Source organism: Actinoplanes sp. NBRC 103695 (assembly GCF_030269485.1).
Taxonomy (GTDB): Bacteria; Actinomycetota; Actinomycetes; order Mycobacteriales; family Micromonosporaceae; genus Actinoplanes.
This window is the reverse complement of sequence record NZ_BSTL01000005.1, coordinates 104,016-117,974: the sequence shown is the minus strand read 5'-3', so window position 1 is coordinate 117,974 and position 13,959 is coordinate 104,016. Positions and strand designations below refer to the sequence as shown.

At 70.1% G+C, this 13,959-nt stretch carries 17 protein-coding genes and 1 pseudogene; 3 read left to right on the top strand and 15 right to left on the bottom strand.

Going from position 1 to position 13,959, the window contains the following annotated elements:
• Positions 1–475 precede the first annotated feature (475 nt).
• Positions 476–880, top strand: a complete 405-nt coding sequence (locus tag QSK31_RS09455; protein ID WP_285682861.1) for a winged helix-turn-helix domain-containing protein — start codon at positions 476–478, stop codon at positions 878–880.
• Between the two features lie 240 nt (positions 881–1,120).
• Here the strand turns inward: QSK31_RS09455 and QSK31_RS09450 are convergent, their stop codons facing one another.
• On the bottom strand, positions 1,121–1,558 hold the full coding sequence (locus QSK31_RS09450; protein ID WP_285682860.1) for a DUF6636 domain-containing protein: 438 nt from the start codon (positions 1,556–1,558) through the stop codon (positions 1,121–1,123).
• 54 nt (positions 1,559–1,612) lie between these two features.
• On the opposite strand from QSK31_RS09450, the gene QSK31_RS09445 reads away from it, so the two are divergent.
• Both QSK31_RS09445 and QSK31_RS09440 read left to right on the top strand, forming a co-directional pair.
• Complete coding sequence (locus tag QSK31_RS09445) at positions 1,613–2,542, top strand: tyrosine recombinase XerC (RefSeq protein ID WP_285682859.1); 930 nt, start codon at positions 1,613–1,615, stop codon at positions 2,540–2,542.
• Between the two features lie 21 nt (positions 2,543–2,563).
• Positions 2,564–3,745 (top strand): aminotransferase class V-fold PLP-dependent enzyme, encoded by a 1,182-nt coding sequence (locus QSK31_RS09440; protein WP_285682858.1) that lies wholly within the window; start codon positions 2,564–2,566, stop codon positions 3,743–3,745.
• 224 nt (positions 3,746–3,969) lie between these two features.
• On the opposite strand, the gene QSK31_RS09435 is transcribed toward QSK31_RS09440, so the two are convergent.
• The 14 genes and pseudogenes from QSK31_RS09435 to QSK31_RS09370 all read right to left on the bottom strand — a co-directional run bounded on the left by QSK31_RS09435 (position 3,970) and on the right by QSK31_RS09370 (position 13,849).
• Positions 3,970–4,410 carry a M23 family metallopeptidase gene (locus QSK31_RS09435; protein WP_502872921.1) on the bottom strand — a complete coding sequence of 147 codons (441 nt, stop codon included), beginning with the start codon at positions 4,408–4,410 and terminating at the stop codon, positions 3,970–3,972.
• Positions 4,411–4,571: 161 nt separating this feature from the next.
• On the bottom strand, positions 4,572–4,895 hold the full coding sequence (locus QSK31_RS09430) for a DUF2469 domain-containing protein (protein WP_285682857.1): 324 nt from the start codon (positions 4,893–4,895) through the stop codon (positions 4,572–4,574).
• Positions 4,892–5,707: a ribonuclease HII gene (locus tag QSK31_RS09425; protein ID WP_285682856.1), complete on the bottom strand. Its 816-nt coding sequence runs from the start codon at positions 5,705–5,707 to the stop codon at positions 4,892–4,894. Before QSK31_RS09425 ends, QSK31_RS09430 begins: the two co-directional genes overlap by 4 nt.
• The gene (locus QSK31_RS09420) at positions 5,707–6,165 is read right to left on the bottom strand and encodes an NUDIX hydrolase (protein ID WP_285682855.1); all 459 of its coding nucleotides are present in this window, start codon (positions 6,163–6,165) and stop codon (positions 5,707–5,709) included. The genes QSK31_RS09425 and QSK31_RS09420 overlap by 1 nt, the downstream gene beginning before the upstream one ends.
• Before the next feature lie 45 nt (positions 6,166–6,210).
• Positions 6,211–6,858 carry a signal peptidase I gene (lepB, locus tag QSK31_RS09415; RefSeq protein ID WP_285682854.1) on the bottom strand — a complete coding sequence of 216 codons (648 nt, stop codon included), beginning with the start codon at positions 6,856–6,858 and terminating at the stop codon, positions 6,211–6,213.
• Positions 6,855–7,757 carry a signal peptidase I gene (lepB, locus tag QSK31_RS09410; protein WP_502872920.1) on the bottom strand — a complete coding sequence of 301 codons (903 nt, stop codon included), beginning with the start codon at positions 7,755–7,757 and terminating at the stop codon, positions 6,855–6,857. The genes lepB (QSK31_RS09415) and lepB (QSK31_RS09410) overlap by 4 nt, the downstream gene beginning before the upstream one ends.
• 172 nt (positions 7,758–7,929) lie before the next feature.
• Positions 7,930–8,289, bottom strand: a complete 360-nt coding sequence (gene rplS, locus QSK31_RS09405) for a 50S ribosomal protein L19 (protein ID WP_285682853.1) — start codon at positions 8,287–8,289, stop codon at positions 7,930–7,932.
• Between the two features lie 121 nt (positions 8,290–8,410).
• Positions 8,411–9,169 carry a tRNA (guanosine(37)-N1)-methyltransferase TrmD gene (gene trmD / locus QSK31_RS09400; protein WP_285682852.1) on the bottom strand — a complete coding sequence of 253 codons (759 nt, stop codon included), beginning with the start codon at positions 9,167–9,169 and terminating at the stop codon, positions 8,411–8,413.
• Positions 9,169–9,666, bottom strand: a complete 498-nt coding sequence (gene rimM / locus QSK31_RS09395; RefSeq protein ID WP_285683307.1) for a ribosome maturation factor RimM — start codon at positions 9,664–9,666, stop codon at positions 9,169–9,171. The genes trmD and rimM overlap by 1 nt, the downstream gene beginning before the upstream one ends.
• A gap of 17 nt (positions 9,667–9,683) precedes the next feature.
• A complete protein-coding gene (locus QSK31_RS09390) occupies positions 9,684–9,941 on the bottom strand; it encodes an RNA-binding protein (RefSeq protein ID WP_014447131.1) in 258 nt (85 codons plus the stop codon).
• 121 nt (positions 9,942–10,062) lie between these two features.
• Positions 10,063–10,518: pseudogene (gene rpsP, locus QSK31_RS09385) on the bottom strand (30S ribosomal protein S16); the annotation flags it as partial.
• 182 nt (positions 10,519–10,700) lie between these two features.
• Positions 10,701–11,345, bottom strand: coding sequence for a ribonuclease FAU-1 family protein (locus tag QSK31_RS09380; RefSeq protein WP_285682851.1), 645 nt, complete (start codon positions 11,343–11,345; stop codon positions 10,701–10,703).
• A complete protein-coding gene (gene proS, locus QSK31_RS09375) occupies positions 11,345–12,751 on the bottom strand; it encodes a proline--tRNA ligase (RefSeq protein WP_285682850.1) in 1,407 nt (468 codons plus the stop codon). The genes QSK31_RS09380 and proS overlap by 1 nt, the downstream gene beginning before the upstream one ends.
• A 21-nt stretch (positions 12,752–12,772) precedes the next feature.
• Complete coding sequence (locus QSK31_RS09370) at positions 12,773–13,849, bottom strand: amidohydrolase family protein (protein ID WP_285682849.1); 1,077 nt, start codon at positions 13,847–13,849, stop codon at positions 12,773–12,775.
• Positions 13,850–13,959: the final 110 nt, after the last annotated feature.

Here is a 13,959-nt window from a genome sequence, read left to right as displayed (position 1 = left end):
TTCGAGCGGTTTCTCGCATGGGCTGTTCCTCGAACGAACATCTGATCGCACCACCGATCTGACAACGGCGCAGTCGATAGATCCGGCCCCAGACCCTTCATCGCAGTAACCACCGGGGACCGCCGCAGGCGAGAGTCCACGAGGTGGCGAACACTTGGAGGCCATAGCCGGCATGCCGTCACGACCCCCGCTCCGCCATGACGGCTGCTTCGCCGTCCACAGTCGCCAGTCGTCATGTCGACTCGGGAATCCACCGGCGTTGCCACCGATCGGGTCGTCCATCCACATAGTCTTGGCTTTGGTGGGCGACGGCCGGAGACGCTCGCTCAGAGCGGGTCTGAACGAGGCGACTAACCGGCCGTCGCCACCCGCCGCCCGATCAAGCTCGGCCTTCTCAGTGCGGCAGAATTATCATACCTACATGGGACTGTACGTACAACGTGATGGAGCATCGTGGCCACGTAAGCTGGGTTACATGATCGACCCCTCGGCCGACCGTGCGGTTTTCCGGCAACTCGCCGACATCCTGCGGAGCCAGATCGAGTCCGGTGAGCTCGGTCCGGGCGATCCACTACCGAGCGAGTTACGGCTCGCGCAGGAGTTCACCATCAGCCGCACCACGGTCCGGCAGGCGATCGCGCAGCTGCGCACCGAGGGTCTGGTCAGTGTCGAGCGGCCGCGGGGCACGTTCGTCCGCGTCCCCGAGCAGATCGAGCTGATCACGCTCGCACGCGGCGACCGGGTCGCGGCCCGCATGCCCACCGACGCCGAGCGCCGCTCCTACCGCCTCGGCGAGGGCGTCCCGGTCCTCGTGGTCACCTCCAACGACGGCACCGTCAAGGTCCACCCGGCCGACCGCGTCCAACTCGCCCGCCCCTGACACACCCGCGAGCCGCGCGAGGGTGCGGTGGATGGGTTGCATGATCGGGAGCTTCGGCGATCCTCGCGGACGGTTTTCGCAACCGTACGGACGGTTGCCGAAGCTTCGCGATCACCCATAGCGTCGAGAACCGAGGCACCGTCCACCTGCGACGGTGAACCGGCCCCTGTGGTGCGGTCGCCCGTTTCTGCCCCGGGGCGTCCGCACCACAGGTCATGCAGAGAAACGCACGAAGATCAGTCAGAACGTCGTGTACGCGCCCCGGGCCAGCGTGAACCCGCGCCCGGACGGCGCGTGGCTGCAGCGGGCGCCCGCTCTCGCGCTGATGCAGACGAACTCGCCGACCTGCACGGCCTTGTCGTACTCGAGGATCTCGGCCGCGCCCATCACCGTGTCGCCGACACAGCTCAGGCTCGCACCCTCCGCCGTCACCGTGAGCGCGTTGCCCCACTCCTGCTCGCAGTCGGCGGGCTTGGCCGGCGGCTTCCAATCCTTGACCTTGATGTCGCAGCGAGCCGACTCCGCCGACACCAGGCAGCCGATGTTCTTCGACGGCAGGGTGAACTGGCGGGTCGCCGTGCTGCGGTCGCCGAGGCCGGTCTTCGCTTCGGGTTCCTCAGCGGGCGTGCATCCGGCCAGGCAGAGGACCGTGCAGAAGATCACCAAGGCGCGGCGCATCACGGCAGGATAGGGGCTTGACGGGCTACCGGTCGAGGGCGGACGGTCGAGACGATGAGCACGCGGGAGATTCACGAGTCGCTGCCGGCGGCGATGCGCGACGCGGTGGACGAGTTCGGTCTGCACCTCGCGCGGGCCGAGAACCGGTCGGCGCACACCATCCGGGCGTACGTCGGGGATGTGGTCTCGCTCCTTGATCATGCCGCGCGGGACGGTTGTGCGCGGCCGGGCGACCTCGACATCGCCGTGTTGCGGGGCTGGCTGGCGGCTCGGATGCGTGAGGGGTCGGCGCGGACCTCACAGGCGAGGCGGGCCGCCGCGGCGCGGGCCTTCACCGGGTGGGCGCTTCGGCAGGGGCTGGCCGACGCCGACCCCGGTGCGCAGCTGGCGAGCCCGCGGGCGCACCGGGACCTGCCGAACGTGCTGAGCAGCGACCAGGCGGCGGAGCTTGTGGAGGCGCCGAGCGCGGAGCAGGCCGACGATCCGATCGAGTTGCGGGACCGGGCCGTGCTGGAGGTGCTCTACGCGACCGGGATCCGGGTCAGCGAGTTGTGCGGACTCGACCCGGCCGACATCGATGACGGGCGCCGGGTGCTGCGGGTCTTCGGCAAGGGCGCCAAGGAGAGGACCGTTCCGTACGGCCTGCCCGCCCAGCGCGCGCTCGACGCCTGGCGGGACCGCGGGCGGCCGCGGCTGAGCAGCAACCGGAGCGAGGCGCTGTTCGTCGGGGTGAAGGGCGGCCGGCTCCAGCAGACCGTCGTACGCCGCATCGTCGCGGCCGCCGCCCAGGCCCGTGGGCTCCCGCACACCAGCCCGCACGACCTCCGCCACTCGGCGGCCACGCATCTGCTGGACGGCGGCGCCGACCTGCGCGCCGTACAGGACCTGCTGGGGCACGCGTCGCTGTCGAGCACGCAGATCTACACGCACATCTCGACCGAACGGCTGCGTGCCGCCTTCCGTCAGGCCCACCCCCGGGCCTGAAACATCACCTACGATCACGGCATGCGCCCCGAAGATCCGCCCGACCCCATCCCGGGAGCGCGTCTTCTCTTCTCGCTCGACCCGTCCGTGTCCTATCTCAACCACGGGTCGTTCGGCGCGGTGCCGATCAGCGTGCAGCGCACCCAGCAGCGGCTGCGTGACGAGGCCGAGTCGAACCCGATGAAGTTCTTCCACCTGGGCCTCGACGACCGGATCGCCCACACACGCCGGCACGTCGCCGGCTTCCTCGGCGCCGACCCGGACGGCAGCGCGCTGGTCGGCAACACCACGATCGCCGTCTCGCTGGTGCTCCAGTCGGTGCGGATCGGCGCGGGCGACGAGGTGCTGATGACCGATCACGCGTACGGCGCGGTGTCGATGGCCGTCCGCCGCCAGTGCCGGCGCGCAGGCGCCACCGCCCGGACCGTCGCGCTGCCGCTGACCGCCACCGACGCCGAGGTGGTCTCGCGGATCCGCTCCGCGCTCCGCCCGGGCCGCACCAAGCTGCTGGTGGTCGATCAGATCACGTCGCCCACGGCCAAGGCCTTTCCGGTACGCGACCTGGCCGCCGCCGCGCGTGAACATGACATCCCGGTGCTCGTCGACGCGGCACACGTGCCCGGGATGCTGCCGGTGGACGTCTCCGCGATCGGCGCCGACTTCTGGGTCGGCAACCTGCACAAGTGGGCGTTCGCCCCGCGCGGCACCGCCCTGCTGGCGGTGGCCGCCCCGTGGCGCCGCCGGATCGACCCGCTGGTCGTCTCCTGGGCGCAGGAGAAGGGCTTCCCGCACAGCGTCGAGTTCCAGGGCACGCTCGACCCGACCGCGTGGATGTCCGCACCGGCCGGCCTCTACGTGATGCGCTCACTCGGCGCCGACACCGTCCGCCGGCACAACGCGGCCCTCGCCGCCTACGGTCAGCGGGTGGTCGGCGAGGCGCTCGGCTACGCGCCCGAGGAACTGCCCGACCCCGGCGACCCGCTCGTCTCGATGCGTGTCATCCCGCTGCCGGCCGGCCTGGCGACGACCGCCCCGGAGGCGCACGGCCTGCGTGATCAGCTCGCCGACCAGCTGTCCATCGAGACCGCGATCAACGCCTGGGGCGGCCGTGGCCACCTGCGGCTGAGCGCCCAGATCTACAACGACGCCGACGACTACGACAACCTCGCCGACAAGCTTCCCGGTTTCCTCCGCTCGCTCTGATTCAAGATCAAGAACCAGAAGATCCGGAGCAGGTCGTAGGTGGGTGGGTGGTGCGGACCGCTGCTCACGCCGAGGGTCGCTTCGCTCCACGTGCGTGAGCGGTTGCGCCGCCGCTCACGCGGCTTCCGCCGAAGATCGCATCGCTCCACGTGCGTGAGCGGTTGCGCCGCCGCTCACGCGGCTTCCGCCGAAGATCGCATCGCTCCACGGGTGGCCCTGGCCGTTTACTCGGCTTCGCGCAGCGGCAGCAGGCGGACCCGGCCGCGGCCCAGCAAGGTCATCGGGTCGAGGTAGGTGCCGGCGCGGCGCAGGCCCCAGTGGAGGCACGCGTCGACCGGGCAGCCGGGGTGGCCCGCGTCCAGGGCGCCGAGCGTCTCGCCGGCCCGGACCGCGTCACCCACCGCCACCGAGGCGGTGACCGGCTCGTAGGTGGTCCGCAGCCCGTCCGGGTGAGCCACGGTGATCACGCCACGGCCGGCGACCAGCCGCGCGAACACGACCGTGCCGTCGCGGGGCGCCCGCACCGGCGCACCGGCGGTCGCGGTCAGGTCGACGCCACGGTGGCCGGCCAGCCACGGTTGAGGCGGCGGATCGAAGGGACGGGCCACCAGCCCTGGTGAGACCGGGGTCAGGGCCAGGACGAGAAGGAGAAGGACCAGCGGCATGTGCGCAAGCTTGCCCGGACCCAGGGCGCCCGAAGGAGCCCTGTGGACAACCGCAGGGCCTCCCGGAGGAGGCCCTGTGGATAACGCGCCGGCCGCCGGGCCGACGATGCGAAAATCCCCCGGGGGCACCGTGTGGAGATGACGGGCCGCGGAGGGAACCCTCAGCCGCCGAAGCCGGCGTTGTCCGGCAGGGAGATGTCCGGTTTCTCGAGTTCCTCCACGTTGACGTCCTTGAAGGTCATCACGCGGACGTTCTTGACGAAGCGGGCCGGCCGGTACATATCCCAGACCCAGGCGTCATGCATCTCGACCTCGAAGTAGACCTCGCCGTCGGAGTTGCGGACGTGCAGGTCGACCTGGTTGGCGAGGTAGAAGCGGCGCTCGGTCTCCACCACGTAGGAGAACTGACGGACGATGTCGCGATACTCCCGGTAGAGCTGCAGCTCCATCTCGGTCTCGTACTTCTCGAGATCCTCTGCGCTCATCGCTTCTCGCCCTCCATTGCCTCATCTTCCCCCACCGTTGGCGCTCGCCCCGGCGGCTCGCCCGACGCCACGCCGACGGTACCCCCCTCCGCAGGCCAGAGCGTAAGCGGCTCAGGCGATGCGGCGGTCACCGCGGGACGGCGCGCGCGGGGCGGCCGGTTGCTGCGGCCGGAGGCGGCCGCCACGTTCACGTACGAGAAACGGTGCTCCGCGCACGGGCCATGCCGGGTGAGGGCGGCGCTGTGCTCGTCGGTGATGTAGCCCTTGTGCACCGCGAACCCGTAGTCGGGGTACTGCCCGTCCAGCTCGACCATCATCCGGTCCCTGGTCACCTTGGCCAGCACGCTGGCCGCGGCCACGCAGGCGGCGACCCGGTCGCCTTTCCACACCGCGAGGCCGGGCACGCCCGCGCCCTCGACCGGGAAGCCGTCGGTGAGCACGTAGTCGGGCCGGGTGCTGAGCGAGGCCAGCGCCCGGCGCATCGCGGCCAGGTTGCACACGTGCAGGCCACGCTGGTCCACCTCGGCCGGCGGGATGATCACCACCGACCAGGCGAGGGCGCGCTTGACCACCTCGTCGTAGACCCTGTCCCGGGCGAGCGGGGTGAGCAGTTTGGAGTCGGCGAGCTCGGCGATCTCGCCGCGCTTGCCCTCGGGCAGCATGGCCGCGGCGGCGACCAGAGGGCCCGCACAGGCGCCACGACCCGCCTCGTCGGCCCCGGCGACGTTCTGGAAGCCGCGGCGCTGCAGGGCCCGTTCCAGGGCGTAGAGCCCGCCCTCGCGCCTGATGACCGTTCTCCCCGGGGCCAGCATCAGGACTCGCCCCCCACCAGTCGGCGGAGCAGGGAAGCCAGCTCCGCGGGATAGATCAGCTCGTCGGTGGCGTCGATCTCGTCCGCCGACCACCAGCGGTGCGCGTCGATGGTGTCACGTTCGGCCTGGTCGAAACCGGTGGTATCGACTTCCCACTCGATCACGCGTACCAGAAAGAAGTCTTGATCCTGGCGGTAGGTGCGGCCGTCGTAGCTGAACTCGGTCACCTGGTGCCACACCGGCTCACCGAGATCGTCCTCCGAGACCTGCAGCCCGGTCTCCTCGAAGAGCTCGCGGACGGCGCCCTGGGCGGAGGTCTCGCCCGGCTCGAGCCCGCCGCCGGGGGTGAACCACCAGCGCAGACCGGGACGGGCCGGATCACCGCCGCGCATCAGCAGGGTGCGGTCGGCCCGATCGACGAGCACGACACGTGCGGCACGGCGGTCGAGGACGGTCACGGCTCCCAGCTTATTGCGCCTCCGGTCGATGTCGACCGCGGGCGGTCACTTGGCGGGTGCGGGCTCCGGCACACCGTTGAAGGTGCTCGGCACGGACAGCCAGGTCGCCCTGTTCACCGGCCAGAAGATCGTGAACGCACGACCCACGATGGAGTCGGACCTGATCGTGGCCTCCTCGATGTTCTGGCTGGTCTCCCAATGCTCCAGAGAGTCGGCCGAGGCCTCCCGGTGGTCACCCATGACCCAGATGCGACCGGCCGGCACGGTGATGTCGAACGGCTCGTCGGCCACCGCGTTGCGGGTGCCGTCGGCGTCGGTGTAGACGTATGGCTCGTCGATGGCGTGACCGTTGATCATCAGGCGCTGCTGGTCGTCGCAGCACATCACGTGGTCGCCGGGGAGACCGATGATGCGCTTGATGAAGTCCTCACCCTCGGTGCCGCTCTGCCACGTCTTCGGCGCCTCGAAGACGATGATCTCGCCGCGGCGAGGGTCGCGGAAGTCGTAGACGAGCTTGTTGACGAGCACCCGGTCGAGCACGTTGAGGGTGTGCTCCATCGACGGCGACGGGATGTAGAAGGTCTGCAGCACGAACGCCCGGACCAGGACGGCGACCAGGATCGCCACCCCCACGAGAATCGGCAGCTCACGCCAGAAGGATCCGGAGCGCTTCTCGGTCTGCTCGTCAATCACGATCGGAGCCTACGTCGTCGAGATGTGAACGGCAGTCCGGAACGCGCGGACAGTCCCGCACTTAACAGGAATGGGAGCAATAGTGCCCCACTCTCCGGATCGGGGCTCTCCGGATCGGGGTCCGGCTCCTTCGCCGGCAGGGCCACCGGGCCGCTCGCGAACGTCTTCCAGTTGTCCGGCACTTCGAGGCTGGTGAAGCGCTTGGTGGGCCAGACGATCACGAAGGCCCGGCCGATCACGTTCTCCACCGGCACCGGGCCCTGGCAGCGGGCGTCCTGGGAGACGCCGCGGTGGTCGCCCATCACGAAGAGCTGGTCCGCCGGGACGGTGACCTCGGCGAAGACCCGGCTGGTGCACTGCCGCGGGTTGGGCGGGGCATCCAGCGAGGAGTTCTCGAAGATGTACGGCTCGTCGATCGACTTGCCGTTGACGGTGATCCGGCCCTGCTGGTCGCAGCACGCCACCTTGTCGCCCGCGACGCCGATCACCCGTTTGATGAAGTCGCGTTCCCCCGGGCGGCTGACGCCGACCAGGTCGCCGATGGTGCGCCCGAGCTTGGCGGAGAACGCCTGACTGACCGGCTCCGAGGGCTGTTCGCTGGCCCAGTTCTCCGGGCCGCGGAACACCACGATCTCGCCGCGTTCCGGGTTGCGCACGTCGTAGATGACCTTGTTGACCAGGACCCTGTCCTTGATCTCCAACGTCTGCTGCATCGACCCGGAGGGGATGAAGAACGCCTGGACCAGGAACGTGCGGATGAGCACGGCGAGGCAGAAGGCCACGATCAGCAGCAGCGGCAGCTCCTGCCACAGCGGCATCTCCTTGCGCCGGATGATCCGGCCGCGGCGGGGCCGCCTGTCCGGCGACATGCCACCCGGATAGCCGCCTGAATAGCCCATCTGTCCCACGCTACGCATCTCCCGCCGACGTTCGGACGATCAGGCCCCGGATACAGCACTACCGCCCGAAGACGTCCTCAACAGACGAGTACGGGCGGCAGTGCGAACGAAGTTCATCCGTCACTGGCGCAAGAGTAGTTCGCTCCCGCCGGATGTGACGGATCGACGGGGATCAGCTGGTGTGCTGCTTCTCCCGCAGCTCCTTGATCTTGGCCTTCTTGCCACGGAGCTCGCGCAGGTAGTAGAGCTTGGCCCGGCGCACGTCACCGCGGGTCACGACCTCGATCTTGTCGATCTGAGGGCTGTTCAGCGGGTAGGTGCGCTCGACGCCGACGCCGAAGCTGATCTTCCGGATCTTGAAGGTCTCGCGGAGGCCACCGCCCTGGCGGCTGATCACGACGCCCTGGAAGACCTGGACCCGGGAACGGTTGCCCTCGACGACCCGGGCGTGCACCTTGACGGTGTCACCGGCGCGGAAGTCGGGGATGTCGGTGCGCTGCGACTGCGCGTCGAGAGCGTCCAGCGTGTTCATTCGCTGCATCCTTGCTTACTCACAGCGCACCGGGAGTTCGATGCGCAGATGGGATCACACTGACCCCTGCGAGAGGGGTCCTCGCTCGCCGCCCACGGCGTGGGGGCAAACGGCAACCTCACTACTTTGCCACATCGGGAGGCGGGATCTGAAATCCGTCCTCATCGAGCGCGACCCTGTCCTTTTTATCCAAATTCGCAGGCGGATAAACCGCCATCAGGTCAGGTCGGCGCGAGGCCGTGCGCAGGAGTGATTGCGTACGCCGCCAGCGCGCGATCCGCCCGTGGTCGCCCGAGCGGAGCACCTCCGGGACGTCCCGGTCCCGCCACGAGGCCGGCTTGGTGTAGACCGGCGCCTCGAGCAGCCCGGCCGCATGCGACTCCTCGGTCAGCGAGTCCGCGTTGCCCAGCACCCCGGGCAGCAGCCGGGTGATCGCCTCCAGGATGACGATGACCGCCACCTCGCCGCCGAACAGCACGTAGTCGCCGAGCGAGACCTCACGCACCGGCATCCGGGCGGCCGCGTCGTCGATCACCCGCTGGTCGATGCCCTCGTACCGCCCGCAGGCGAAGATCAGATGGTCCAGCCCGGCCAGCTCGTGCGCGTCCGCCTGGGTGAACGGCTTGCCGACCGGAGACGGCACGATCAGTGTCCCCGGCCCGACGGCGTCCAGCGCCTGACCCCACGGCTCCGGGCGCATCACCATGCCCGGCCCGCCGCCGTACGGGGTGTCGTCCACCGTCCGGTGCACGTCCGACGTCCAGGTCCGCAGGTCGTGCACGGTGACGTCGAGCAGCCCGGTGCCGCGGGCCTTGCCGACCAGCGACAGCTCCAGCGGCGCGAAGTACTCCGGGAAGATGGAGACGATGTCGACGCGCATCACAGATCGAGCAGGCCCTCGGGCAGGTCGACGACCACCCGGCCGCCCGCCAGGTCGACGGTCGGCACCATCTGGGCCACGAACGGGATCAGCGCGGTCCCGCCGGCCGGCTTGGTCACGACCAGCAGGTCGGACGACGGCGCGTGATCGATCCGGGCGACCGTGCCCAGCTCCTCACCGGCGACGGAGACGACCCGCAGCCCGACGAGCTGGTGGTCGTGGAACTCGTCCGGGTCGTCCGGCGCCGTCAGCTCGGCGGAATCCACCTGCAGCTCGGTGCCGCGCAGTTCCTCGGCGAGGTTGCGGTCGTGGACGCCCTCGAACTGGGCGATCACCCGACCCTGATGCCAGCGGAGGTCCTCGAGCGTGAGCGTGCCGGAGGCGGTCGTGAAGACCGCTCCCGGCACGAAACGTTGCTCGGGCTCATCCGTGCGCACGGTGACCAGGACTTCGCCCTTGATCCCGTGCGCCTTACCGATGTGTCCGACGACGAGCAGCATCTGACCGGCGCTGATCAGTACGCGTCGACGATGTCGACGCGGATGCCGCGCCCACCGATCGACCCGATGACCTGTCGCAGCGCCTTGGCCGTCCGACCGCCACGCCCGATGACCGTTCCCAGGTCCTCGGGGTGCACACGGACCTCGAGCCGCTTGCCGCGACGCGAGTCGACCAGGCGAACCCGGACGTCGTCCGGGTTGTCGACGATGCCCTTGACGAGGTGCTCCAGCGCGGGCCGGAGCGCCCCGTCAGCTCTTGTCGGCGCCGGCACCGGCCGGGTCCTCCGCCGTCTCGGCAACCGCCTCGCGGTTGGGCTCGGCCGGGTCGGCGGCCTTGGTCTGCTCCGGCTTGGCCTCGGCGGCCTCCGGCGCGGCGGCGGGCTTGGCCTCGTCGGCCTTGGCGTCAGCCTTGGGCTCGGCGGCCTTGGCGTCAGCCTTGGCCTCCGGCGCGGCGGCAGCCTTGGTGGCCTTCTTCGCCGGCTTGGTGGACTTGGCCGGCGTCTCGACGCCGGCGGCAGCCTTGGCCTCGGCCTCGTACGTCGCCTGGCGGTCCTCCTTGGGAGCCTTCACCAGCAGCGGCGGCGGGGCCGGCAGGCCCTTGAACAGCTGCCAGTCGCCGGTCTTCTCCAGGATTCGCTGCACGGCCTCGCTGGGCTGCGCGCCGACGGAGAGCCAGTGCTGAACCCGGTCGGACTTGACCTGGATCAGCGAAGGGTCCTCCTTCGGGTGGTAGATGCCGACGTACTCGATGGCACGGCCGTCGCGCTTGGTGCGCGCGTCGGCGACGACGATGCGGTACTGCGGGTTGCGGATCTTGCCCATCCGCAGGAGCCGGATCTTTACGGCCACGGTCTTTTACGCTCCCGAATGATTTGCTTGGGTTGAGGCGACGGAGACCCGCGTGGGGATGCGGGACCGATGCCTCATCTGGACCTGATCCGCACCGAGGGGTTAGAGGGCGCCTCGAGCGGACCGATACCAGCTGTCCATTCTGCCAGACGCGGCCGTGCCCCCACCAACCGCCCTGAAAATCACCGCGTAGCGGGGCGATCCCACCCATCGGGCAGCTCGGGCAACTCCCAGGACGGGTCCGGGACGAAATCGGTCCAGGTGCCGTCGAACGGGAACTCCCCCGCCTCGACGATCTTGATCACCCGCCGCCCCTCGGCGCGGATGGCCTGCTCGTCGGTGGCCCAGTAGTGGTCCGGGAAGGCGAGCCGCTCGGCGAACTCGTCCTCGTCCTTCCACTCCCAGGTCCGGTCCGGCCGGACCACCACGTCCAGATCCTGGTCGATGACGTCCACCCCGGCCAGGTCGCCGTCGGCCCAGCGGACGACGCGCTCCTCGAGGTTCACGTACCAGCCGTCGAACACGCCCTCGTCGGTCCAGAACCACCAGACCGAGTGGTCCGCCTCCGGCGGGAAGAGCATCAGGATGCCGGCACCCTGCCACTCCCCCGGACGGTGCTCGTAGGGCAGCGTGACCCACTCGGCGAACGGGCGGCCGCGGGCGCCACGGCCGTCGGCCGCCACCTCGTACATCACCGGAGTGTGCCGGGCCATCCAGACCAGCAGGCCGAGGGAGGTGTCGGAGACCACCCGGACCGGGCGGGCGAAGGCGATGCGACCCCGGCGGGTGTTGCGGTGCAGGATGACCTGCCCGGGAGCGAAGGCCATCAGTACGAGCGCGCCAGGATCGCCACGAGCCCGTCCTCGGTGTCCGAGTCGGGCATCGAGCCGTCCTCCCGGAACAGGCAGCGGACCGTGACGGCCTTGCCGTTCGCCTCGCGCTCGCCCTCCTCGCCGACCGCCGACCAGGGCACCTGGGCCCAGCCGGTCTGGGCCACCTCGATCGCGTCGGCCAGGCTCTTCACGTCGACCGTGCGCTCCTGGCGGAAGGCCAGCGCGTCGTCGTAGAGGCGCTGCTGGTCGGCGACGAGCGCGGCGGCCACCTCGGCGGCCACCCCGGCCAGCGGGACCGGCGTCTTGCTGCCGTCGATCCGGCGGGCCAGCACCACGTTGCCACTGGCCAGGTCGCGCGGCCCGACCTCCAGGCGGATCGGGACGCCCTGCAGTTCGGCGTCCACGGCGCGCCGGCCGAAGGGGATGTCGGCACGGTCGTCCAGCTTCACGCGTACGCCGGAAGCCTTGAGCTCGTCCCGCAGCGCGGCCGCCGCCTCCGTGACGCCCTCGCCCGCCTTGACCACCATGACCTGCACCTGGATCGGCGCCAGCCGCGGCGGAAGCCGCAGTCCGTTGTCGTCGCCGTGGCTCATGATCAGGCCGCCCATCATCCGGGTGGACGTGCCCCAGGACGTGGTCCAGGCGTGCTCGACGGTGCTCGACGACGAGGTGAACGAGATGTCGAAGGCCTTGGCGAAGTTCTGGCCCAGCTCGTGCGACGTGCCCATCTGCAGGGCCTTGGTGTCGCCCATCATGCCCTCGAGGGTCATCGTGTTGGTGGCGCCGGCGAAGCGCTCACCCTTGGTCTTGCGGCCCGGCACGACCGGCATGGCCAGCACCTGGACCATGAAGTCCTCGTAGACGTCGGAGTGAATCTGCCGGGCGTAGGCCCGCGCGTCCGCCTCGGTGGCGTGCGCGGTGTGGCCCTCCTGCCAGAGGAACTCGGTGGTGCGCAGGAACGTCCGCGGGCGCAGTTCCCAGCGCACCACGTTGGCCCATTGGTTGAGCAGCAGCGGCAGGTCACGGTAGGAGTCGACCCACTTGGCCATGAACTCGCCGATCACGGTCTCGCTGGTCGGGCGCACCACCAGCGGCTCGGCGAGCTGCTTGCCACCGGCGTGGGTGACCACGGCCAGCTCCGGCGAGAAGCCCTCCACGTGATCGGCCTCACGGCGCAGGTACGACTCCGGGATGAAGAGCGGGAAGTACGCGTTCTGCCCGCCCGCCCCCTTGATCCGGTCGTCCATCTCGGACTGCATGCGCTCCCAGATGGCGTAACCGGCCGGCCGGATCACCATCGTCCCGCGCACCGGGCCGTTGTCGGCCAGTTGCGCCTTGGCGATGAGATCCTGGTACCAGCGGGGGAAGTCCTCCGCACGGGGAGTGAGCACGCGAGCCATGGTGCAGCATCCTAATGCGGCCTACCTGATCACGTTCCCGCGGAGCACGATGCGGCTCGGCGCGGTGACCACGCGCAGGTCGGCGCGGGGGTCCTCGGGGTAGACGACGAGGTCGGCCAGGCCGCCCTCGACCAGGCCCGGGAAGCCCAGCCACTCCCTCGCACCCCAGCTCGCGGCGGCCAGCACGGTCTCGGCCGGCAGCCCCGCCTGCCGCAGGAGCAGCATTTCCTCGGCGGCCAGCCCGTGCTCGATGCCGCCGCCCGCGTCGGTGCCGACATAGATCGGCACGCCCGCCTCGTAAGCCGCGCCGACGACCGCCGGGAACCGGTCACGCAACGCGAGCATGTGGTCGGCGTACCCGCCGAATTTGGCTCTTGCCTGCTCGGCGATCCCGCCGAACGTCAGGATGTTGATCATGGTGGGCACCAGCGCCGTCCCGCGCCGCGCCATCTCGTCCACCAGGTCCAGCGAGATGCCGGTGCCGTGCTCCACCGAGTCGACGCCGGCCCGCACCATCATCGCCACGCCCTCCTCGGAGAACGTGTGCACCGCCGCCCGCGCGCCGTTGGCATGGGCGGCCTCGACCGCGGCGGTCATCGTCGCCTGATCCCAGGACGGCGCCAGGTCGCCCGCGTCCCGGTCCAGCCAGTCCCCCACGATCTTCACCCAGCCGGTGCCGGCCTTGGCCTGCTCGGCCACGGCCGCGGCGACGTCCGGGCCGTCGACCTCGATGCCGATGTCCCGCAGATACCTTTTCGGGGCGGCCACGTGCTTACCCGCGCGGGCGAGACGCGGGATGTCCGGTTCGTCGTCCAATTCCGGGTACGGGTACGGCGAGCCGGCGTCCCGCAGCGCGAGCACCCCGGCGTCCCGGTCGATGTAGGCGAGCGCCCGAGCCTCGTCGAGTCCGGTGATCGGCCGCGGCCCGCGCGCGATGCCCAGGTGGCAGTGCGCGTCGACCAGACCCGGCAGGATCCAGCCCTCACTCGCGACGGTCTCGGCACCGCGTACCGGCTCGTAGGTGACCCGGTCCCCTACCAGCCACAGATCGCGGACTTCCCCCTCGGGCAGAACAACCCCACGCACATGCAACGCCACGGGGTCGTTCCTATCATGACCAGCGCTTCTTCGATGTCCGTAAAATATGATTCGCGTTACTTCGCCCGAACCCCTCCCGGCCCGGTCCGTTGTGGACAGTGTTCCCTAGC